This is a genomic window from Pseudomonas sp. MF08831, assembly GCF_059862645.1.
Genome location: NZ_JCBCUX010000005.1, coordinates 410,703 through 431,445 on the forward strand (window position 1 = coordinate 410,703; position 20,743 = coordinate 431,445).

Consider the following 20,743-nt stretch of genomic DNA (forward strand, 5'->3'; position numbering starts at 1 on the left):
ATTGGGTCGGTGGTGTCTGAGAATCAGGCGCCAGGCAGCGCCAGCTGCGGATTAACGAAGTCAAATGCCGCCAGCGCAAACCCTTGCTCGTCCACCTGCAACGCCCAGCCCTGCTTGTCCCAATCCCCCAGCACAATGCGCTTGGCCGCCTGATCACCAATCTGCAACTTATGGATTGCCGGGCGGTGCGTATGGCCGTGGACCAGGGTGCGCACGCCAAACTGCTGCATCACCCGCGGCACTTCCTCGGGCGTCACATCGACAATGTCGTTGGCTTTCATGCGTGTCTGCGCGCGGCTTTCACTGCGCAGCTTGCGCGCCAGCTTGTGGCGGGTGCGCAATGGCAGGTGCCGCAGGATAAACAGCACAATCGGGTTACGCAGGATGCGCCGCAGCTTCATGTAGCCAACGTCGCGGGTGCACAGGCTGTCGCCGTGCATCAACAGCACAGGCTCACCGTAGAGCTGCACGACACTCGGGTCCTTGAGCAAGGTGGCACCTGCGGCTTTGCAGAACGCCTTGCCGATCAGGAAATCGCGGTTGCCGTGCATGATGAAAATCGGGGTGCCGCTGTCGCTCAGCTCACGCAATGCTGCGCAAATCGAGCGCTGGAAAGGTGTCATCCCATCGTCGCCAATCCAGGCTTCAAAGAAGTCGCCCAGAATGTACAACGCCTGGGCGCCACGGGCGCGGCCGTGGAGCAAAGCCAGAAACGCCCGGGTGATGTCCGGGCGCTCCTCTTCCAGATGCAAATCTGAAATCAGCAGTATCACCCAACGATCTCGGCTTTCTCGACGATAACGTCTTCTACCGGAACGTCCTGGTGACCGGCTTTGCCGGTGGTCTGCACGGCTTTGATCTTGTCGACGACGTCCTGGCCTTCGGTCACTTTACCGAATACCGCGTAGCCCCAACCCTGCACGTTCTTGCCGCTGTGGTTCAGGAAGGCGTTGTCGGCGACGTTGATGAAGAACTGCGCGGAGGCCGAATGCGGCTCCATGGTACGGGCCATGGCGACGGTGTACTTGTCGTTGGAAAGGCCGTTGTCCGCTTCGTTCTGGATGCTTGGGCGCTTGTCTTTCTTTTCTTTCATGCCAGGCTCGAAACCGCCGCCCTGGACCATGAAGTTACCGATGACACGGTGGAAAACGGTGTTTTCGTAGTGGCCGGCTTTAACGTATTCGATGAAGTTGGCGACGGTGATCGGCGCTTTCTCGGCGTTCAGCTCGATGACGATGTCACCGTGGTTGGTGGTCAATTTGACTTGAGTCATGTTCACTACTCTTTTCAGGGAATTCGTGGGTTTGGACGCCTGAGCGCCTCACCTGATTGGCTAAACAGAAGCCAAGGCGCGCAGTTTAGCGTGACCTGCAGGAATTTCGAGGTGGTTTTTTACCGCCGATGCATTAAATGCAGCAGTTTTCGACCACGCTCTGTCAGCGGCTTGACAGCTTCGGCTATCATAAGCCCTTTGTTTTATCGGCCCTACTTCTGGCCAAGCACTTCGTCTGTTCAAGGATCCTATGAGCAAGCCCACTGTCGACCCTACCTCGAATTCCAAGGCCGGACCTGCCGTCCCGGTCAATTTCCTGCGCCCGATCATCCAGGCGGACCTGGATTCGGGCAAGCACACGCAGATCGTCACCCGTTTCCCGCCTGAGCCCAACGGTTACCTGCACATCGGCCACGCCAAGTCGATCTGTGTGAACTTCGGCCTGGCCCAGGAGTTCGGTGGCGTCACGCACCTGCGTTTCGACGACACCAACCCGGCCAAGGAAGACCAGGAATACATCGACGCCATCGAAAGCGACATCAAGTGGCTGGGCTTCGAATGGTCCGGTGAAGTGCGCTATGCCTCCAAGTATTTCGACCAGTTGTTCGACTGGGCCGTCGAGTTGATCAAGGCCGGCAAGGCCTACGTAGACGACCTGACCCCGGAGCAAGCCAAGGAATACCGTGGCACCCTGACCGAACCGGGCAAGAACAGCCCGTTCCGCGACCGTTCGGTCGAAGAGAACCTGGACTGGTTCAACCGCATGCGCGCCGGCGAGTTCCCGGACGGCGCCCGCGTGCTGCGCGCCAAGATCGACATGGCCTCGCCGAACATGAACCTGCGCGACCCGATCATGTACCGCATCCGCCACGCCCATCACCACCAGACCGGTGACAAGTGGTGCATCTACCCGAACTACGACTTCACCCACGGTCAGTCGGACGCCATCGAAGGCATCACCCACTCGATCTGCACCCTGGAGTTCGAAAGCCATCGCCCGCTGTACGAGTGGTTCCTCGACAGCCTGCCGGTGCCGGCGCACCCGCGTCAGTACGAATTCAGCCGCCTGAACCTGAACTACACCATCACCAGCAAGCGCAAGCTCAAGCAACTGGTTGATGAAAAGCACGTGCATGGCTGGGACGACCCGCGCATGTCGACGCTGTCGGGCTTCCGTCGTCGCGGTTATACCCCGGCGTCGATCCGTAATTTCTGCGAGATGGTTGGCACCAACCGCTCCGACGGCGTGGTCGACTACGGCATGCTCGAGTTCAGCATCCGTCAGGACCTCGACGCCAACGCACCGCGCGCCATGTGCGTGCTGCGTCCGTTGAAAGTGGTGATTACCAACTACCCGGAAGACAAGGTCGACAACCTCGAACTGCCGCGTCATCCGCAAAAAGAAGAACTCGGCGTGCGCAAGCTGCCGTTCGCCCGCGAAATCTACATCGACCGCGATGACTTCATGGAAGAGCCGCCAAAAGGCTACAAGCGCCTGGAGCCGAATGGCGAAGTGCGTCTGCGCGGCAGCTACGTGATCCGCGCCGATGAAGCGATCAAGGACGCCGATGGCAACATCGTCGAACTGCGTTGCTCCTACGACCCCGAAACCCTGGGCAAGAACCCGGAAGGCCGTAAGGTCAAAGGCGTGGTCCACTGGGTGCCGGCGGCTGCCAGCATCGAATGCGAAGTACGTTTGTACGATCGTCTGTTCCGTTCGCCGAACCCTGAAAAGGCAGAAGACAGCGCGAGCTTCCTGGACAACATCAACCCTGATTCCCTGCAAGTGCTCACCGGTTGTCGTGCCGAGCCATCGCTTGGCGACGCACAGCCGGAAGACCGTTTCCAGTTTGAGCGCGAAGGTTACTTCTGCGCAGATATCAAGGACTCGAAACCTGGTCAGCCGGTATTCAACCGTACCGTGACCCTGCGTGATTCGTGGGGCCAGTGATGCAGCCGTGAGCGGCTTTGCATACAGAGAAAAGGACGCATCGTGCTAACGATCTACAACACACTGAGCAAGACCAAAGAAGTCTTCAAGCCGCTGGATGGCAACAAGGTGCGCATGTACGTGTGCGGCATGACCGTGTACGACTACTGCCACATCGGCCACGGCCGCAGCATGGTTGCCTTCGACCTGGTGACCCGCTGGTTGCGTTTCAGCGGCTATGACTTGACCTATGTGCGCAACATCACCGACATCGACGACAAGATCATCAACCGTGCCAACGAAAACGGCGAGTCGTTTGACGCGCTGACCGAACGCATGATTGCTGCCATGCACGAGGACGAGGCGCGCCTCAACATCCTCAAGCCGGACATGGAACCGCGCGCCACGGATCACATCCCGGGCATGCATGCGATGATCCAGACCCTGATCGACAAGGGTTATGCCTACGCCCCCGGCAATGGCGACGTGTACTACCGCGTGGCCAAGTTCATGGGCTACGGCAAGCTGTCGCGCAAGAAAATCGAAGACCTGCGCATCGGCGCACGCATCGAAGTCGACGAAGCCAAGCAAGACCCGCTCGACTTCGTGCTGTGGAAAGGCACCAAGCCCGGCGAGCCGAGCTGGGAGTCGCCATGGGGCGCCGGGCGTCCGGGCTGGCACATCGAGTGCTCGGTGATGTCCACCTGCTGCCTGGGCGAGACTTTCGACATTCATGGCGGCGGTAGCGACCTTGAGTTCCCGCACCACGAAAACGAAATCGCCCAAAGCGAAGCTGCCACCGGCAAGACGTACGCCAACGCCTGGATGCACTGCGGCATGATCCGCATCAATGGCGAGAAGATGTCCAAGTCCTTGAACAACTTCTTCACCATCCGCGACGTGCTGGAAAAGTACCACCCGGAAGTGGTGCGTTACCTGCTGGTGTCCAGCCACTACCGCAGCGCCATCAACTACTCGGAAGACAACCTCAAGGACGCCAAAGGCGCCCTGGAGCGTTTCTACCACGCGTTGAAAGGCCTGCCAGCCGTGGCGCCTGCCGGCGGTGAAGCGTTCGTGGCACGGTTTACCGAAGTGATGAACGACGACTTCGGCACGCCGGAAGCCTGCGCAGTGCTGTTCGAGATGGTGCGTGAGATCAACCGCTTGCGCGAGACCGATCTGCAAGCAGCGGCCGGGCTGGCTGCACGCTTGAAAGAGCTGGCCAGCGTGCTGGGCGTGCTGCAGATGGAAGCCGATGACTTCCTGCAAGCCGGCGCTGAAGGGCGTGTGGATGCGTCTGAAGTTGATGCGCTGATTCAGGCGCGTTTGGCTGCGCGGGCTAATAAAGACTGGGCGGAATCCGACCGTATCCGTGACCAACTGACCGCGATGGGTGTGGTGTTGGAAGACGGGAAGGGCGGGACGACGTGGCGGTTGGCTGATCAGGCTTGATTGGTAAACGCTGAATGAAAACGCCCCGACTGGTTCGGGGCGTTTTTTTTGTACATCGTTTTAACGGCTCACTCGGTCCAGTGTGGGAGCGGGCTTGCTCGCGAAGGCGGTGCATCAGCCAATGAATCTGTTGACTGACCCACCGCCTTCGCGAGCAAGCCCGCTCCCACAATTCGACCGAGTTAAGCTTCCACAATTTGGTTGGCTGCAATGCCGCCTGGGTTTTGCTTTTCTGTGGGAGCTGGCTTGCCTGCGATGCAGACGCCTCGGTGCATCAGCGTTACCCAGGCAATGCTATCGAAGGGCACGCCAGCGCTTCCTCGAATTGTCGTTGAAAGTTCTGCGATGGACAGGGCAGCGAGCCTACACAGGGTATGGAACTGTCCGCATCCGACTTACCACTGAGCGGGTGAGAGCCCTGCGGGCTTTTCACTTAATCGGGAGCGTTGCAGATGTGGAATTCAGGGGCGGCAGGGACGGGAGGTGTGGGCGCCGGGTATGCGCCAAATGGGGTGCGACCCAGGGCGGTTTCCGTTGCGCCTGCGGCCGAAGTGGTTGCGGTCAAACAGCAGCTCAATGAGTTATTTGATGCGACAGGTTCCAAGGCACAAATGGCTCAACGGTTATCTTTCAGTTTGAAGGCGCTTCTGGAAAAGGTGGACAGCGGTACGTTCAAGAACGATCTCCACAAGCTGATTCAAACCTTGGACGTTTACATAGCCTCCCAAGCGGCAGTTTTTCAGTCTATACAGCACCTGTTCCCGGATGCGGGGCGAGAGTCTCTCTCCAGCCGGTCGCATGACACTGGCCACCCCCGTGCACATAACGGACCTGGGCTTCGTCATCCGCGACAGGTAAGTCATAACACTCCCACTCAGAGGATGAGTCTTGATGACCTCTACACCGACAGGAGTAATCCTGGCAGAAGACCTGGCGTGGGTAATGAACCCGGCAATATCTGGAGTGGTTTCAAGCAGGGGCCAAATAAAAGCAATTGCACGACGGTGGCAGCCATAAAGGTCGCAATGATGAAGTTTGGCCAGAAGCCGACCGATATTTACAAGCAGGTAATAGCAGCAGGTAATAGCAGCGGGTGATGGCTGGAACATACAGATGCGGGATGACCGCTGGTACCACCTGTCCAAAGATGAGCTGGCGCAGGCAACCTATAGATCTGAGTTCAGTGGCGATAATCCGGCGATGGTGGCAGATGCTAATTTTCTGTATGCCGTGAGTGCTAAACGGGCGCAAGTGGAGAATAACGACGGTTATGCCGCGCGAGGTTTCGAGAGCGCGTTATACAGCATCAATGACGGTGAGCCCTTTGGTCACAATTACAATGGGTTCGTGCGCCTGGGCCTGAGTGCCCGCATCCAAAAAACCACTGTTGAAAACTTGGCGCGTGGGCAACTGGGTCTTGTGACTCATGGCGTTGCGGTTAACGGTCAAATGGTAGGCCATTCGCTTGCAGTGATCAATGGGCGAGAGGAAGTGTGGGGTAGGCAAGGCGGGAGTCCACCGACTGACATCTACGCCAACGCGGTGACCTTGGTTTGACGTGTGATTGGGGCTGTTGATTGGCCCCTTTACCGTCCCAGAGCACCTTGCCAAACCCATTCTGCGACGCATACGTGCCGACATGGCGCAGTTCACGCTCACTACCAATCTGGCTGAACAAGGGAATCCCTTGTCCCAAAAGCACCGGGATACGCGTGATGATCAGCTCATCGATCAGGGCGGCCCATCACCGTGGCGTTTCTGATCTCAATTTCGTAAGAGCTTTCGGAAAATTGTCTTTTGTTTTGACGCTTGCCCAATCATGGCTTTAGATGTTCGCCACGACCAAACCCATGATGAAACTGGCGGTGATTTAAATGGAGTGTATTTTCTGCAGCATTGTCCGCAAAACGTCCCCGGCCCACCTTCTGTGGGAAGACGAACACCACATGGCGTTCCTGTCGATCTTCCCTAACACGCCGGGTTTCAGCGTGGTAATCCCCAAGCAGCACTACGGCAGCTATGCGTTTGCGCAGTCGGATGAGGTGTTGGCCGGGCTTGCCGTTGCAGCCAAGAAAACCGCGCTTCAGATCGACCGTGCGTTTCCCGATGTGGCCCGAACGGGGATGATGCTGGAAGGCTATGGGGTGGATCATTTGCATGCGAAGTTGTTTCCCATGCATGGGACGGGCTCGGACAGTGCCTTCAAGCCGTTGAGCTCGAAGGTGGATAAGTTCTTCGAGGCGTATGAGGGCTATATCTCGTCCCACGATCATGTACGGGCAGATGATGCTGAGTTGGCAGAGCTGGCGGCCAGAATCCGATCCTTCGCCTAGCGCAAAATTAATGTGGGAGCGGGCTTGCTCGCGAATGCGCAGTGTCAGTCAATACATGTGTGACTGATGTACCGCATTCGCGAGCAAGCCCGCTCCCACATGTTTTACTGTGTCCGCCTGAGAAATCAGCGGCGGCTGCTGACCTCGGCGGGCACATCGTCCCCGGCCATGCGCTTGCGGAACAGTGCAGTGCGAGCCAGCAGCAGCGTGGTCACCGGCACCGTGATCGACAGCAGAATCGGAATCAACCAGCCGTGCAGCACCGGCGCGGACTTGAGCACCGAAAAGTAGATGATCGACGCCAACGCCACACACCACGCACCCAACGTAGAGGCGAGCGCCGGCGGGTGCATGCGCTGGAAAAAGTCCTTCATGCGCAGCAGACCGATCGCGCCGATCAGTGCGAATACGCTGCTCAGCACCAGCAATACCGCCACGCAGGCTTCAACCCATAACGGCATCATTCAATCACCTCACCACGCAGCAGGAATTTCGCCAGGGCAAACGACCCGACAAAGCCAAACAGCGCAATCAGCAGCGCCGCTTCAAAGTAGGTGTCACTGGCGTAGCGGATGCCGAGCACCAGCATCATCAGCATCGCCAGGATGTACAGATAGTCCAGTGCCAGAACCCGGTCCTGTGCCGACGGGCCTTTGAACAGGCGTGCCAGTGTCAGCACCATGGCCAGCGAGAACAGGAACAGGCTGATCAGGATCGCGTTGGAGAGCAGGGCGCTCATTCGAAGATCTCCATCAGGGGCCGCTCGTAGGTGGTTTTGAAGTGCTCGATAAAGGGCGCTTCATCCTCAAGGTCGAACACGTGCAACAGCAGAATGCTGCGGTCCAGCGCCAGTTCCGACCAGACCGTGCCGGGTGTGACGCTGGTGATCATCGACAGCACGGCCAGGCCGTTGGCGTCGCGCAGGTCCAGCGGGATTTTGATAAAGCGCGAACGCGGCGCACGCGAGCCGCAGATCAGCACACCCCAGGCCACTTGCAGATTAGAAATGATCACGTCGCGGCCCACCACCAGGAACAGGCGCAGGATCACCCCAGGGCGGCGGATGCGGATCGGCAACGGGCGCAGCGGCGCCATCAGCAGCGGGGCAAGAAAGCCCAGCAACGCGCCGAGCAGCAGGTTGCCGGGGCTGACGGACAGGTTCAGCACCAGCCATAACAGCCACAACGCCAGCGATAACCAGGGGGCAGGGAACAGACGGCTCATGGCTGCACCTCCAGGGCGGCGGTCTTGGCTTCAGGGCTTGGCACCGGGCGCGTCGCCAAGACGGCCATCACGTAGTGTTCCGGGTTGTTCAGGCTTTCGGCGGTGGCCTGGGTGTAGCGCATCAACGGCTCGGCCTTGAACGTCAGGAGAATGCTCAGGCCGAGCAGGAAGAAGATCGGCAGGCACTCGTAGCGGCGCAGCAGCGGCGACGGGCGTTCTTCCGGCGTCCAGAAGCGCTGGATGCCCAGACGGGCGAAGGCGATCAGCGACGCCAGGCCCGACAGGATCAGCAAGGTCACCAAGCCCCAGGCGGCGGGGCGTATGGGTTCATCCACGGCATTCCCCAGCCCCAGCGGGTTAACCAGCGCGCTCAACAGGCTGAGCTTGCCGATGAAGCCAGACAGCGGTGGCATGCCGATAATCAGCAATGCGCAGGCGACAAAGCTCAAGCCGAGGAAGGCCATGGTCCATGGAATCACCTGACCGACCACGGCTTTCTGTTCATCGTCGAGGTTCACGCCGGGCCGTGGATGCAACGATTCCATGGCCTTGGGCAGCGCGTCGATTTCCTCATCCAGCGGCAGGTCATTGGCCGAGCGCGAACGCTCGATCAGTTCGGCCAGCAGGAACAGCGCGCTCAACGCCAGCGTCGAGCTGACCAGATAGAACAGCGCCCCGGCCGTCAGGCTTGGCTGAGCAAAGCCCACGGCCGACAGCAGAATCCCGGCCGACACCAGAATGCTCAAGCTGGCCATGCGTTCCAGCCGCTGCGCCGCGACCATCGCCAATGCGGCGCAAATGATCGTTGCCATGCCGCCGTACACCAGCCAGTCGCCGCCGAACAGTGCCGAAGCACCGGCTTGCCCCGAAAACAGCAACGTCCACAGGCGCAGCACGGTGTACACGCCCACCTTGGTCATGATCGCAAACATCGCGGCCACCGGCGCGCTGGCCGAGGAGTAGGCGGGCGCCAGCCAGAAGTTCAGCGGCCACATGCCGGCTTTGGCCAGGAATGCTGTTGCCAGAATCGCCGCACCGGCATGCAACAGGCCGCGATCGGCCTCTGGCACCAAGGGGATTTTCAGCGCCAGGTCAGCAAAGTTCAGCGTGCCGGTGACGCCATAGATCATCGCCGCACCAATCAGGAACAGCGACGAGGCCAGCAGGTTGATCGCGATGTAATGCAGCCCCGACGACACCCGCGCACGGCCCGAGCCGTGCAGCATCAAACCGTAGGACGCCGCCAGCAGCACTTCGAAGAACACGAACAGGTTGAACAGGTCCGCTGTCAGGAAGGCGCCGTAAAGGCCCATCATCTGGATCTGGAACAGCGCGTGGAAGCTGGTGCCGGCGCGGTCCCAACGGGCCATGGCGAACAGCAGCGCGCTCACGCCGATGATCCCGGTGAGCACCAGCATCATCGCCGACAGTTGGTCCACCACCAGGACGATGCCGAACGGTACCTGCCAGTTGCCCGGCAGGTACACGCCGATCGAGCCGGGGCCGCCTTGTTGTGTCCAGTACAGCAGCAGGACGGCGATGCCCAGGCCGACGACGCTGGAGAACAGGTTGATTTTTGCCTTCAGCGGGCGGCGTTTTTCGCCGAGCATCAGCATCAGTGCGGCGGTCAGCAACGGCAGCAGGATCGGCGCGACGATCAGTTGATTGATCCACGTCATTCCTTGGGCTCCCGGCCGTCTACATGGTCAGTGCCGGTCAGCCCGCGGGAGGCCAACAGCACCACCAGGAACAGCGCGGTCATGGCGAAGCTGATCACGATGGCCGTCAGTACCAGCGCCTGGGGCAGGGGATCGGTGTAGTGGAGCAAGTCTTGCGGCACGCCGTGCTTGATGATCGGCTCCTTGCCGATAAACAGGCTGCCCATGCTGAAAATGAACAGGTTGACCCCGTACGACAGCAGGCACAGGCCCATCACCACCTGGAACGTCCGTGGCCGCAGGATCAGCCAGACGCCGGAGGCCGCCAGGACCCCAATGGCAATTGCGATGACTTCTTCCATCAGGCGGCTCCTTGCGTTGCGGCAACCACTTTTTTCGCCTGGTTGCTCGGTTTGTGGGCCCGCACGGACTGGTGGCCGAGGGCGGTGAGCATCAGCAGCGTGGAACCGACGACCATGGCGTACACGCCGACGTCGAAGAACAGTGCGCTGGCGATATGGATATCGCCGAGCACGGGCACGCTGAAATGCCAGGTATGGGTAGTGAGGAAAGGGTAACCGGCAAACAGTGCGCCGAGCCCGGTCAGGGTGGCCGAAAGCAGGCCAAAACCCATCCAGCGCATTGGCCGCAGGCTCATCTGCGCCTCAACCCACTGCGTACCGGCAACCATGTATTGCAGGATGAACGCTACCGACATCACCAGGCCTGCGACAAAGCCGCCGCCCGGCTGGTTATGACCGCGCATGAACAGGTAGAACGACACCACCAGCGCAATTGGCAGCAGCAGGCGCACCAGCACCGCCGGCACCATCATGAAGCCCAGCGCAGTGTCGCTGGCCTGGCGCGGGTTGACCAGGTCGGTGGCCACGTCCGGCGCCAACTGACGCTGTTGCGCGGGCAGTTGCATGCTTTCTTTGGACGGGCGGAAGCGCCGCAGCAGGGCATATACCGTCAGCGCCACGGCGCCGAGCACGGTAATTTCGCCGAGGGTGTCGAAGCCACGGAAGTCGACCAGCATCACGTTGACGACGTTGCTGCCGCCGCCTTCGGGCAGGGCGCGGCTGAGGTAGAACGAGGAGATGTCGTTGGGGGTCTGGCGGGTCAGCATCGCATAAGACAGCAGCGCCATGCCGCCGCCCACCACGGTGGACAGCAGGAAGTCACGCAGGCGGCGAATGCGCGCCTTGCGCAGCGAGCTGGGCAGTGGCGACACTTCTTCGATCCGCCGTGGCAGCCAGCGCAGGCCCAGCAGGATAAGCACGGTGGTCACCACTTCGACGACCAACTGCGTCAACGCCAGGTCCGGCGCCGAGAACCACACGAAGGTGATGCAGGTCATCAAGCCGCACACGCTGACCATGGTCAGGGCCGCCAGCCGGTGATACTTGGCTTGCCAGGCAGCGCCGAGGGCGCAGGCAATTGCCAGCAGCCACAAGGTCACAAACACAATGGAGCCCGGGATTTTCGGCCGGTCGCCCCAACTGAGCCCGCTGTTGAGCATCGGGATCAAACCTGCAATCACCGCTGTCATCACCAGCAGGAACAGCTGGGTTTGCAGGCGTTTGGTGCTGATGCGTTTTTCGATCCGGCGCACGCCGCGCATCATCACCACCAGGCTGCGTTCGAACATGCGCTTGCCGTTGAAGTAGCTGATGACCGGCGGGTACTTGAAGCGGCCCCGCTTGAGCTGTTTGCGCAGCAGCAGGTAGAGCACCACGCCGCCGGACATCGCCACCAGGCTCATGATCATCGGCGCGTTCCAGCCGTGCCAGATCGCCAGGCTGTACTCGGGCAGTACGCCACCGACCACCGGCAGTGCGGCAGCGGCGAGGATCGAGCCGACCACCTGGGCCGGGAAGATGCCCACCAGCAGACAGGTGAACACCAGCAGTTCTACCGGCGCGCGCATCCAGCGCGGCGGTTCGTGGGGCGTGTGCGGCAGGTCGGTTGCGGGCGGGCCGAAGAACACATCGACGGTAAAGCGCAGCGCATAGGCGACGCTGAAGGTGCCGGCGATGGTTGCAATCATCGGCAGGGCAATTTCCACCCAGGCGGTCGCCGAGATAAATACCGTTTCAGCGAAGAACATCTCTTTGGACAGGAAGCCATTGAGCAACGGCACCCCGGCCATCGACGCGCTGGCCACCATCGCCAGGGTCGCGGTAAACGGGATCAGGCGCACCAGACCGCTGAGCTTGCGAATATCACGGGTGCCGCTTTCGTGGTCAATGATGCCCGCGGCCATGAACAGCGAGGCCTTGAACGTGGCGTGGTTGAGGATATGGAACACCGCAGCGACGGCGGCCAGCGGGCTGTTGAGGCCCAGCAGCAGGGTGATCAGCCCGAGGTGGCTGATGGTGGAGTAGGCCAGCAGGCCCTTGAGATCGTTTTGAAACATGGCGCAGTAAGCGCCGAGGAGGAGGGTGATGGCGCCGGCACCGCCGACGATCCAGAACCATTCTTCGCTGCCGGACAGCGACGGCCACAGGCGGGCCAGCAGGAACACGCCGGCCTTCACCATCGTCGCCGAGTGCAGGTAGGCCGAAACCGGCGTCGGCGCCGCCATCGCGTGGGGCAGCCAGAAGTGAAAGGGGAACTGTGCGCTTTTGCTCAGGGCGCCGATCAGCACCAAGGCGAGCATGACCGGGTACAGCGAGTGCGCGCGAATCTGATCGCCCGCCGCCAGCACCTGGTCCAGGTCATAGCTGCCGACGATATGCCCCAGCAGCATCACGCCGGCCAACAGGCACAGGCCGCCCGCGCCGGTGACCATCAGCGCCATATAGGCACCGCGCCTGGCATCGGCGCGGTGGTGCCAATAGCCGATCAGCAGGAACGAGAACAGGCTGGTCAGTTCCCAGAAGAACACGATCTGGATCAGGTTGCCGGAAATCACCAGCCCGAGCATGGCGCCCATGAAGGCCAGGAAAAACGCGAAGAAACGCGGCACCGGGTCGTCCGGCGACATGTAGTAGCGCGCATACAGCGACACCAGCGAGCCGATGCCCAGCACCAGCATCGAGAACAGCCAGGCGAACCCATCCATGCGCAGCACGAAGTTCAACCCAAGGCTGGGCAACCACATGAATTCTTCGCGGATCACGCCACCGTGGGCGATCTGAGGGTAGAGCAGGGCGACTTGAATGGTGCCGACCAGGGCCACGAGGCCAGCCAGCAGGGATTCGGTGTTACGTGCATTGTGCGGCAGCAAGGCCGCCAGACAGCTGCCAATAAACGGCAGAAGCAGTAGAACTATCAGGGACATAGGCTTCTAATCTGCGGGAGTTTGGGATGCATCATACGTGCCGCTTTCTCGATCACCAAACGCCAAGATGTGGCAGGATCCTACAAGGTAGGCTGAAAACCCCCGTTTAGCATTGTTTCGGCTGGCTCCGTTGCAGCCCTCACCACGGCCCCTGTGGGAGCCGGGCTTGCCCGCGATGGCGATCTGACAGCCAGTGCAAGCGGTCAGACCTTAGCCCTGCTGTTCCTGTTCCCTTTCATCCTGCAGGTCGATGGCCTTCTGCCCTTTAGTCTTCAGCTCACTCACAATCACTGCCGCCACAATCAACGCCGCCCCCACCATCGCGATCGGCGGGAAGCGCTCACCGGCCATCCGCCCGATCACGCCGGCCCACACCGGTTCACCGGCGTAGATCAAGGTGGCGCGTGTCGGCGAGACACTCTGCTGCGCCCAGTTCATCGCGACCTGGATCACCGCGCTGGTCAAGCCAAGGCCCACCGCACTGAATACCAGCAACCAGGAAAACCCTGGCAAGGGTTCCCCCATCGGTACCACCATCAGAAACGACAATAACGACGCCGTGGCCAGTTGCACCACGGTCACCCGGCGTACATCCACCTGCCCGGCAAACGCGCTGATCAGAATAATTTCGGCGGCCACCGCCACTGCACAGATCAGCGTGGCGATTTCGCCGGGCCTGAAGTTCAGCGACGCGCCTGCCGGGCCGGTGAGCAACATCAAGCCGGTAAACGCCAGCATGATGCCGATGGCCGGCATCAGCCCTGGGCGGCGACCCAGCACCAACCACTGCAGCAGCGGCACGAACGGCACATACAGCGCCGTGATGAACGCCGACTGACTGCTCGGAATAGTCTGCAGCCCGATGGTCTGCATGCCGTAGCCGAACATGATCGAAGTGCCGATGAAGGCGCCGGCTTTCAACTCGAACAAGGTCAGGCCGCGCAGGGTGCGCAACGAAAAGAACCCCACCACGATGGCTGCTGCGGCAAACCGCAGACCCACGAAAAACATCGGCCCGCTGACCGTCATCGCATGTTGCACGAGCAAAAAGGTGCCGCCCCAGATCATGGTGATCACCACGAGAATGCATTCGGCTTTGCTGAAACGGTTGAAACGTGAGGAGGGGTTCGGGGCAGTCATGGCGGCTCGGTCTTGCAAGGGAAAGGCACGGACCGCACAATGCGCCGCACGCTGGGCAGTATACTGCGCACACCTACCTATTGAGCAATATAGTGCACAAAGAAAATCCACATCGGGCGTCGGTCCTGCAACACGTCAGCCAGAACGTCCGTCGTCTGCGGCATGCTGCCGACATGAGCCAGACCGCGCTATCGGAAAAGTCCGGTGTCAGCCGGCGCATGCTGGTGGCCATCGAGGCGGGCGAGAAGAATGTCAGCCTGTCCACCCTGGACCGCGTCTCCGAAGCCCTGGATGTAGCCTTCAGCGACTTGATCCAGGCGCCGGATGCCGGCGATCACAGCCGCATCAACGAGCTGGCGTGGGCCGGCGACATTCCCGGCAGTAAAGCTGTATTGCTGGCCAAGGCCACTGCCCGGCGCGAAGTGGAGTTGTGGGAGATGCGCCTGGAACCGGGCGACCGTTACAGCCCGGAACCCGACCCGGAAGGCTGGAGCGTGCAGCTGTTTGTGTTCGAAGGCCGCCTGACCCTGATCCTCGATGATGAAGAAAAACACGTGGCCACCGGTGAGTTCTTCATGTTCGCCAGTCGTCAGGCCCACGGCTATCGCAATGATGGTGAGGTGGCGGTGCGCTTTGTGCGCAACGTGGTGATCTAACTGTCTGCCAGGCAACAGTGGATGGACACTTTGCTCGCCTGCACACGCAGGCCTTTCAAGATTTTGGCCGCAACACTCTGATTTTATTGGCGATTACATTCAGGCACGACTCCTGCAATCACCCAGGTCATCTCACCGGAGCCTGGAGTCGGCCATGTCAGCCCACCCTCAACAACCTGCCCATATCATCCGCTCGGACGCCGAAGCCATCGAGGTCGCCACGCGCCTGGCCGCACGCTTTGCCGTCGACGCCAGCGCACGCGACCGCGAGCGGCGCTTGCCTGTGGCCGAACTTGACGAGTTTTCTGCCAGCGGTTTGTGGGGCATCACCATTCCTGAAGCCTATGGCGGCGCCGAGGTGTCTTATGTGACGGTGGCCGAGGTGATCAAGTTGATCTCCGCCGCCGACCCATCGCTGGGGCAAATCCCGCAGAACCATTTGGGCGTGGTGGACATTCTGCTGCAAACCGCCACAGAGGAACAAAAGCGCCACTACTTCGGCAAGGTCCTGGCGGGCTATCGGTTCGGCAATGCCTTCTCCGAAGCCAAAAGCAAAAACGCCGGCACGTTTGATACCCAGATTCGTTTTGAGCACGACACCGCACACATCAACGGCGAGAAGTTCTACTGCACCGGCGCGCTGTTCGCGCATATCGTGCCCACCGTCGGCAACAATGAAAACGGCCAGGCCTATATCGCGTTCGTTGAGCGCGATGCGCCGGGCCTCACGGTCATTGACAGCTGGGACGGCTTTGGCCAGCGCACAACCGCCAGCGGCGCGGTGACACTCGACGGTGTGACCGTGCCGCGCACCGCAGTGATCCCGGCTCACCTGGCCTTTGACCAACCCACCGCCAATGGCCCGATTTCGCAGATCATCCAGGCCGCCGTCGACACCGGCATCGCGCTTGGCGCGCTTGAGCACGCCAAAATCCATGCCCGCCAGGCACGCCCCTGGATTGACAGCCAACAAGAGCATGGTTGGCAAGACCCCTTCACCATCGCCGCCATCGGTGACCTGCAATGGCGCGTGCACGGCACCGAGGCCATCCTCGCCAAAGCCGGCAAAGCGGTCGACCTGGCCCTGGCCGAGCCGAACGAAGACACCGTGGCCCACGCCTCGCTGGTCGTCGCCCAGGCCAAAGTGCTGTCGGCCGAAACCGCCTTGCTCGCCAGCAGCAAACTTTTCGAACTCGCCGGCACTCGCTCGGTGACCGCCAGGCACAACCTCGACCGCTTCTGGCGCAATGCGCGCACCCACACCCTGCACGACCCGGCCCGCTGGAAATATCACCTGATCGGCAACTTCGTGCTCAACGGCGTGAAACCCGCCCGCCACGCCTGGAACTGAGGAACCTGACCCATGACCGCACTGAATTACGCGCGCCAATTGCTGGAAAGTACCCGCCGTACGGTTGAGCGAAGCGATGACCCCTACGTGATCAGCCGCTTCGGCGATTGGCAGATCCGCGTCGATGTGGCCGCCGCCTTGCTTGAGCGCGCCGCCAACGACCCAAGCCCGGTGGCCCTCACCGAAGCGCAGATCGCCGCCGCCGAAGCGCTGATTTTTGCCAGCAATGCCGAGTTCGAACTCACCGGCCAGCGCACCGCGCTGCCGCCCAGCCTTGATGATCCGTTGCGCACGAAATACCAGATTGTCGGCAACTACCACCTCAACGGAGCGCTTTGATGTCCCGTGAAATCCGCTTGAATGCCTTCGACATGAACTGCGTCGGCCACCAGTCGCCCGGCCTGTGGGCGCACCCGCGTGACCGTTCGTGGCAGTACAAAGACCTGGAATACTGGACCGACCTGGCCAAAATCCTCGAGCGCGGCAAATTCGACGGGCTGTTTATCGCCGACGTGCTGGGTATTTACGACGTGTACAACGGCAACGGTGATGCGGCGATTCGCCAGGCGGCGCAGGTGCCCGTCAATGACCCGCTGTCGTTGATCGCGCCGATGGCACTGGTCACCGAGCATCTGGGTTTCGGCCTGACCGCCTCGTTGTCGTTCGAGCACCCGTACCCGTTTGCCCGAAGGCTTTCCACCCTCGATCACCTGACCAAGGGCCGCGTGGGCTGGAACATCGTCACCTCGTACCTGGAAAGCGGCGCCAAGAACCTCGGCCAGAAAGCCCAGACCGAACACGACGCGCGCTATGACTACGCCGAGGAATACCTGGAGGTTTGCTACAAGCTCTGGGAAGGCAGCTGGGAAGAGGGCGCGGTCCTGCGTGATCGCGAGCGCCGGATTTTCAGCGACCCGAGCAAAATCCACGAAATCCGCCACGTCGGCAAACACTTCCAGGTGCCCGGTATTCATCTGTGCGAGCCGTCGCCGCAGCGCACGCCGGTGCTGTACCAGGCCGGTGCGTCCAGCCGTGGCAAGCAGTTCGCCGCCGAGCAGGCCGAGTGTGTGTTTGTCGCGGCGCCGTCCAAGGTATTGCTGAAAAAGACCGTGGCCGATATCCGCCGCCGCGCCGCAGAAGCCGGGCGCGACCCGAAGAAAATCCTGATTTTCAACTTGCAGACGGTGATCGTCGGCGAGACCGACGCCAAGGCCAAGGCCAAGTTTGACGAGTACAAATCCTACGTCAGCTACGAAGGCGCAATGGCATTGATTTCTGGCTGGACCGGTATCGACTTCAGCCAGTTCAAACCCGATGAACCGCTCAAGCACGTGCACACCAACGCTATCCAGTCGGCGGTGGAGGCCTTCTCCACCGCGGACCCGAACAAAGTCTGGACGCCCAACGAACTGGCCGACTGGGTGGGCATCGGCGGCTTTGGCCCGTTGTTTGTTGGTGGCCCTGAAACCGTGGCCGACCTGCTGCAGGAATGGGTCGAGGAGACTGACGTGGACGGTTTCAATCTGGCCTATGCGCTGACCCACGAAACCTTTATCGACGCTGTGGACCTGTTGGTGCCGGAGCTGCAAAAGCGCGGCGTGTACAAGACCGAATACGCCCAGGGCACCTTGCGCGAGAAGCTGTTCGGCGACGGCGCGCGGCTGGGGGCGAATCATCCGGGCGCCGGTTACCGCGACTTATCGGGTTCATACAAAACCAAGGTGGGAGCGGGCTTGCTCGCGAATGCGGACTGACATTCAACATACATGTTGACTGAACCAGCGCTTTTCGCGAGCAAGGCTGCTCCCCCATGTGACCTCGATTGTTTGATCAATCCCAGCCAGCGGACCACCGCACGCACACCCCTTTAATAGGAGCATCACCCCTATGAGCGTGCACGAACTCAAACGTCCGCTGGCCCTGGAATGGCCCGCCGAACTGCTCGGCAACCTGTGCGAGCCTTTGGAACACCTGCACCACTGGGCGCAAATCACGCCATTGCAGACGGCCCTGCGCCACAAGCGCCAGGGCCAGTGGTATGCCTGGCGGTGGATTGACGCCTTGCGCGACGTCGAGCGCCTGGCCGATGGGTTGCGCCAGCAAGGCTTTGGCGAGCAGTCGCGGCTGGCCCTCAGCGGCGCGTTCGAGCCGAACCTGCTGTTGTTGGCGTTGGCTGCGCAATCGGTCGGCGGGCAGGTGGTGACCCTGGCCGATGACCTCGAGCCCGAAGTCCTGTACCAACAACTGTGGCGTATTCGCCCGACCCATTCGTATGTGCAGGACCGCCGGCAAGTGCGGCACTGGGCGTCTGCCAACCGACTGGATTTTGCCCAGTTGCTCGGCCCGCTGGACCCGGCGCAGCACTTGCAGCGCTGGTGGCAACCCACCGGCGAAAGCGCGTTGTGGAGCGAGGAGGGCACTCACTGGCAGGGCGGGTTGGCCGTGGTGCTGGAGCAGTGGCTCAACAGCGGCCATGGCCTGGCGTTTCCGGAAAACCTCGCCTCGGCCCGCCGCGATCGCAGTGAAGTCGCGCCGACCGGCCTGCTGTTGTCACCTGAGCGTTTGCGCCACCTGGCCGACGACATCGAAAGCCGCCTGGCGCCCCACGGTACCTGGCGCCGACGCCTGTGCGACTGGGCCATCGCCCACCCGCAAAGTGGCCTGCGCCGGTTGCTGAAAAACCGTGTGCGCAGGCTGCTGGGCTTTCAGCGTCTGTCCTACATCTGGCAACCGCTCAAATCCAAGGCCGAGCCGACATGGCTGGCCGAATTCAAACGGGACATCGCATGAGCCAGGCCATTCTCCAGGTGCGCGACATTTCGTTGTCATTCAAGGGCGTCAAGGCGATCAATGCCTTGTCGTTTGACGTGCAGCGCGGCGAGATTTGCGCGCTGATCGGGCCAAATGGCGCCGGCAAGAGTTCGTTGCTCAATGTGCTTAACGGTGTGTACCGCTTTGACGCCGGCGAGATCGTCTTCGATCAACAACACTTCCACCGCATCGACCCATTGGGCGCGGCGCGTCGAGGCATTGGCCGTACCTTCCAGAACAACGCGCTGTTCAAAAAGATGAGCGTGCTCGACAACATCCTCACCGGCCTGTCGCGGCATATGCGCAGCACCTTTATCGAACAGGCCTTGGGCTTGCCGCGCGCCCGGCGTGAGGCCGAGGCCTTTCGCCTGCGTGCCCAGGGCATCCTTGAATTCCTTGAGTTGCAAGCCCACCGCGATGTGCTGGTGGGCAACCTGTCCTACGGCCTGCAAAAACGCGTGGAGTTAGGCCGCGCGTTAATCGCAGGCCCGAGCCTGTTGCTGCTCGACGAACCCATGGCCGGGATGAACGCCGAAGAAAAACAGGAAATGGCGCGCTTCGTCGCCGACGTGAACCGCGACCTGGGCACCACCGTGGTGTTGATCGAGCACGACATGGGCGTGGTCATGGGCCTGTCCGACCATGTGGTGGTGCTCGACTACGGGCGCAAGGTCGGCGACGGCACGCCCGCCGAGGTACAGGCCAACCCCGAGGTGATCAGCGCCTACCTGGGAGTCGCACACTGATGACGTTCTTTTTCGAAACCCTGCTCGGCGGCTTGCTCGCCGGCACCCTGTACTCGCTGGTCGCCATCGGCTTCGTGCTGATCTACAAGGCCAGCGGCGTATTCAACTTCGCCCAAGGCTCGATGCTCCTGTTTGCCGCGCTGACCTTTGTCAGCCTGCATGACCAGGGCGTGCCGTTTGCCCTGGCCGTGTTGCTGACGGTGATCGTGATGATCGTCGGCGCCTTGCTGATCGAGCGGCTGGTATTGCGCCCGTTAGTGAACCGTTCGCAGATCACCCTGTTCATGGCCACGTTGGGCCTGTCGTTCATTATCGAAGGCCTGGCCCAGGGTTTGATGGGTTCGCAGGTGCGCGCACTGGATTTGGGCATCGACGACGTGCCGCTGTTTGTCGGGCCGCTGATGCTCAGTCAGTTCGACCTCATCGCCGCCGCGGCCGCCGTGGTGCTGGTGACGGTACTGGCGCTGCTGTTCAACACGACCCGCATCGGCGTGTCGTTGCGCGCGGTGGCGGATGACACCACGGCGGCGCTGTCCATCGGCATCAACCTCAACTGTATCTGGCAGATCGTCTGGGCCGTGGCCGGTGTGGTCGGGCTGGTGGCGGGGCTGTTGTGGGGCGCGCGCCAGGGTGTGCAGTTTTCGTTGTCGCTGGTGGTGCTCAAGGCCTTGCCGGTATTGATCATCGGCGGCTTCACCTCGATTGGCGGGGCGATTGTCGGCGGGCTGATTGTCGGCGCGGCGGAAAACCTGGCCGAGGTGTACATCGGCCCACTGATCGGCGGCGGTATCACGCCGTGGTTCGCCTACGTACTGGCCCTGGCCTTCCTGTATATCCGCCCCGCCGGCCTGTTCGGCGAGCGCGCCATCGAGCGAGTCTGAAC

General features: G+C 61.3%; 21 protein-coding genes. 12 read left to right on the forward strand and 9 right to left on the reverse strand.

From position 1 onward, the window contains the following. Positions 1–23: 23 nt before the first annotated feature. Both lpxH and AC19YS_RS13670 read right to left on the reverse strand, forming a co-directional pair. Entirely contained in the window at positions 24–773 is a 750-nt protein-coding gene (gene lpxH, locus AC19YS_RS13665) for a UDP-2,3-diacylglucosamine diphosphatase (RefSeq protein ID WP_119739833.1), read from the reverse strand. After that, positions 770–1,273, reverse strand: coding sequence for a peptidylprolyl isomerase (locus AC19YS_RS13670; RefSeq protein WP_106578797.1), 504 nt, complete (start codon positions 1,271–1,273; stop codon positions 770–772). Before AC19YS_RS13670 ends, lpxH begins: the two co-directional genes overlap by 4 nt. Before the next feature lie 250 nt (positions 1,274–1,523). Between AC19YS_RS13670 and AC19YS_RS13675 the strand changes: the two genes are divergently transcribed. The 5 genes from AC19YS_RS13675 to AC19YS_RS13695 all read left to right on the forward strand — a co-directional run bounded on the left by AC19YS_RS13675 (position 1,524) and on the right by AC19YS_RS13695 (position 6,988). Next, positions 1,524–3,224 carry a glutamine--tRNA ligase/YqeY domain fusion protein gene (locus tag AC19YS_RS13675; protein ID WP_500601978.1) on the forward strand — a complete coding sequence of 567 codons (1,701 nt, stop codon included), beginning with the start codon at positions 1,524–1,526 and terminating at the stop codon, positions 3,222–3,224. Positions 3,225–3,266: 42 nt separating this feature from the next. Next, positions 3,267–4,655: a cysteine--tRNA ligase gene (cysS, locus tag AC19YS_RS13680; protein WP_448200985.1), complete on the forward strand. Its 1,389-nt coding sequence runs from the start codon at positions 3,267–3,269 to the stop codon at positions 4,653–4,655. A gap of 452 nt (positions 4,656–5,107) precedes the next feature. After that, positions 5,108–5,752 carry a hypothetical protein gene (locus AC19YS_RS13685; RefSeq protein ID WP_500601979.1) on the forward strand — a complete coding sequence of 215 codons (645 nt, stop codon included), beginning with the start codon at positions 5,108–5,110 and terminating at the stop codon, positions 5,750–5,752. Positions 5,753–5,768: 16 nt separating this feature from the next. After that, positions 5,769–6,212, forward strand: coding sequence for a hypothetical protein (locus AC19YS_RS13690; protein ID WP_500601980.1), 444 nt, complete (start codon positions 5,769–5,771; stop codon positions 6,210–6,212). A 317-nt stretch (positions 6,213–6,529) separates the two neighbouring features. Next, positions 6,530–6,988, forward strand: coding sequence for an HIT family protein (locus AC19YS_RS13695; RefSeq protein WP_200624415.1), 459 nt, complete (start codon positions 6,530–6,532; stop codon positions 6,986–6,988). A gap of 125 nt (positions 6,989–7,113) precedes the next feature. On the opposite strand, the gene AC19YS_RS13700 is transcribed toward AC19YS_RS13695, so the two are convergent. The 7 genes from AC19YS_RS13700 to AC19YS_RS13730 all read right to left on the reverse strand — a co-directional run bounded on the left by AC19YS_RS13700 (position 7,114) and on the right by AC19YS_RS13730 (position 14,296). Continuing rightward, a complete protein-coding gene (locus AC19YS_RS13700; RefSeq protein ID WP_106578793.1) occupies positions 7,114–7,452 on the reverse strand; it encodes a Na+/H+ antiporter subunit G in 339 nt (112 codons plus the stop codon). Further along, positions 7,449–7,727, reverse strand: a complete 279-nt coding sequence (locus tag AC19YS_RS13705) for a K+/H+ antiporter subunit F (protein WP_106578792.1) — start codon at positions 7,725–7,727, stop codon at positions 7,449–7,451. Before AC19YS_RS13705 ends, AC19YS_RS13700 begins: the two co-directional genes overlap by 4 nt. Continuing rightward, positions 7,724–8,212 carry a Na+/H+ antiporter subunit E gene (locus tag AC19YS_RS13710; protein ID WP_106578791.1) on the reverse strand — a complete coding sequence of 163 codons (489 nt, stop codon included), beginning with the start codon at positions 8,210–8,212 and terminating at the stop codon, positions 7,724–7,726. Before AC19YS_RS13710 ends, AC19YS_RS13705 begins: the two co-directional genes overlap by 4 nt. Beyond that, a complete protein-coding gene (locus AC19YS_RS13715) occupies positions 8,209–9,891 on the reverse strand; it encodes a monovalent cation/H+ antiporter subunit D (RefSeq protein WP_106578790.1) in 1,683 nt (560 codons plus the stop codon). The genes AC19YS_RS13710 and AC19YS_RS13715 overlap by 4 nt, the downstream gene beginning before the upstream one ends. Then, on the reverse strand, positions 9,888–10,232 hold the full coding sequence (locus tag AC19YS_RS13720; protein WP_200624414.1) for a Na+/H+ antiporter subunit C: 345 nt from the start codon (positions 10,230–10,232) through the stop codon (positions 9,888–9,890). Before AC19YS_RS13720 ends, AC19YS_RS13715 begins: the two co-directional genes overlap by 4 nt. Then, on the reverse strand, positions 10,232–13,156 hold the full coding sequence (locus AC19YS_RS13725) for a monovalent cation/H+ antiporter subunit A (RefSeq protein WP_500601983.1): 2,925 nt from the start codon (positions 13,154–13,156) through the stop codon (positions 10,232–10,234). Before AC19YS_RS13725 ends, AC19YS_RS13720 begins: the two co-directional genes overlap by 1 nt. A 210-nt stretch (positions 13,157–13,366) precedes the next feature. Then, entirely contained in the window at positions 13,367–14,296 is a 930-nt protein-coding gene (locus AC19YS_RS13730) for a DMT family transporter (RefSeq protein ID WP_500601985.1), read from the reverse strand. 92 nt (positions 14,297–14,388) lie between these two features. Between AC19YS_RS13730 and AC19YS_RS13735 the strand changes: the two genes are divergently transcribed. The 7 genes from AC19YS_RS13735 to AC19YS_RS13765 all read left to right on the forward strand — a co-directional run bounded on the left by AC19YS_RS13735 (position 14,389) and on the right by AC19YS_RS13765 (position 20,741). After that, positions 14,389–14,952 carry a helix-turn-helix domain-containing protein gene (locus tag AC19YS_RS13735; protein ID WP_500601987.1) on the forward strand — a complete coding sequence of 188 codons (564 nt, stop codon included), beginning with the start codon at positions 14,389–14,391 and terminating at the stop codon, positions 14,950–14,952. Positions 14,953–15,106: 154 nt separating this feature from the next. Then, a complete protein-coding gene (locus AC19YS_RS13740; RefSeq protein ID WP_179677142.1) occupies positions 15,107–16,303 on the forward strand; it encodes an SfnB family sulfur acquisition oxidoreductase in 1,197 nt (398 codons plus the stop codon). Between the two features lie 12 nt (positions 16,304–16,315). After that, positions 16,316–16,642, forward strand: coding sequence for an acyl-CoA dehydrogenase (locus tag AC19YS_RS13745; RefSeq protein ID WP_367242604.1), 327 nt, complete (start codon positions 16,316–16,318; stop codon positions 16,640–16,642). After that, positions 16,642–18,057, forward strand: coding sequence for an LLM class flavin-dependent oxidoreductase (locus AC19YS_RS13750; RefSeq protein WP_500601989.1), 1,416 nt, complete (start codon positions 16,642–16,644; stop codon positions 18,055–18,057). The genes AC19YS_RS13745 and AC19YS_RS13750 overlap by 1 nt, the downstream gene beginning before the upstream one ends. Before the next feature lie 133 nt (positions 18,058–18,190). Then, positions 18,191–19,093 carry an acyl-CoA synthetase family protein gene (locus AC19YS_RS13755; protein ID WP_124417909.1) on the forward strand — a complete coding sequence of 301 codons (903 nt, stop codon included), beginning with the start codon at positions 18,191–18,193 and terminating at the stop codon, positions 19,091–19,093. Next, entirely contained in the window at positions 19,090–19,860 is a 771-nt protein-coding gene (locus tag AC19YS_RS13760) for an ABC transporter ATP-binding protein (RefSeq protein ID WP_500601991.1), read from the forward strand. The genes AC19YS_RS13755 and AC19YS_RS13760 overlap by 4 nt, the downstream gene beginning before the upstream one ends. Next, complete coding sequence (locus AC19YS_RS13765) at positions 19,860–20,741, forward strand: branched-chain amino acid ABC transporter permease (RefSeq protein WP_500601993.1); 882 nt, start codon at positions 19,860–19,862, stop codon at positions 20,739–20,741. Before AC19YS_RS13760 ends, AC19YS_RS13765 begins: the two co-directional genes overlap by 1 nt. The last annotated feature ends 2 nt before the right edge of the window (positions 20,742–20,743 follow it).

Coding starts and splice junctions, on each gene's coding strand:
- AC19YS_RS13705 (WP_106578792.1), bottom strand. CDS start 7,727: ATGAGCGCCCTGCTCTCCAACGCGATCCTGATCAGCCTGTTCCTGTTC.
- AC19YS_RS13695 (WP_200624415.1), top strand. CDS start 6,530: ATGGAGTGTATTTTCTGCAGCATTGTCCGCAAAACGTCCCCGGCCCAC.
- AC19YS_RS13720 (WP_200624414.1), bottom strand. CDS start 10,232: ATGGAAGAAGTCATCGCAATTGCCATTGGGGTCCTGGCGGCCTCCGGC.
- AC19YS_RS13685 (WP_500601979.1), top strand. CDS start 5,108: ATGTGGAATTCAGGGGCGGCAGGGACGGGAGGTGTGGGCGCCGGGTAT.
- AC19YS_RS13700 (WP_106578793.1), bottom strand. CDS start 7,452: ATGATGCCGTTATGGGTTGAAGCCTGCGTGGCGGTATTGCTGGTGCTG.
- AC19YS_RS13710 (WP_106578791.1), bottom strand. CDS start 8,212: ATGAGCCGTCTGTTCCCTGCCCCCTGGTTATCGCTGGCGTTGTGGCTG.
- AC19YS_RS13715 (WP_106578790.1), bottom strand. CDS start 9,891: ATGACGTGGATCAATCAACTGATCGTCGCGCCGATCCTGCTGCCGTTG.
- AC19YS_RS13690 (WP_500601980.1), top strand. CDS start 5,769: ATGCGGGATGACCGCTGGTACCACCTGTCCAAAGATGAGCTGGCGCAG.
- AC19YS_RS13765 (WP_500601993.1), top strand. CDS start 19,860: ATGACGTTCTTTTTCGAAACCCTGCTCGGCGGCTTGCTCGCCGGCACC.
- AC19YS_RS13670 (WP_106578797.1), bottom strand. CDS start 1,273: ATGACTCAAGTCAAATTGACCACCAACCACGGTGACATCGTCATCGAG.
- AC19YS_RS13760 (WP_500601991.1), top strand. CDS start 19,090: ATGAGCCAGGCCATTCTCCAGGTGCGCGACATTTCGTTGTCATTCAAG.
- AC19YS_RS13740 (WP_179677142.1), top strand. CDS start 15,107: ATGTCAGCCCACCCTCAACAACCTGCCCATATCATCCGCTCGGACGCC.
- AC19YS_RS13675 (WP_500601978.1), top strand. CDS start 1,524: ATGAGCAAGCCCACTGTCGACCCTACCTCGAATTCCAAGGCCGGACCT.
- AC19YS_RS13750 (WP_500601989.1), top strand. CDS start 16,642: ATGTCCCGTGAAATCCGCTTGAATGCCTTCGACATGAACTGCGTCGGC.
- AC19YS_RS13745 (WP_367242604.1), top strand. CDS start 16,316: ATGACCGCACTGAATTACGCGCGCCAATTGCTGGAAAGTACCCGCCGT.
- AC19YS_RS13755 (WP_124417909.1), top strand. CDS start 18,191: ATGAGCGTGCACGAACTCAAACGTCCGCTGGCCCTGGAATGGCCCGCC.
- AC19YS_RS13730 (WP_500601985.1), bottom strand. CDS start 14,296: ATGACTGCCCCGAACCCCTCCTCACGTTTCAACCGTTTCAGCAAAGCC.
- AC19YS_RS13725 (WP_500601983.1), bottom strand. CDS start 13,156: ATGTCCCTGATAGTTCTACTGCTTCTGCCGTTTATTGGCAGCTGTCTG.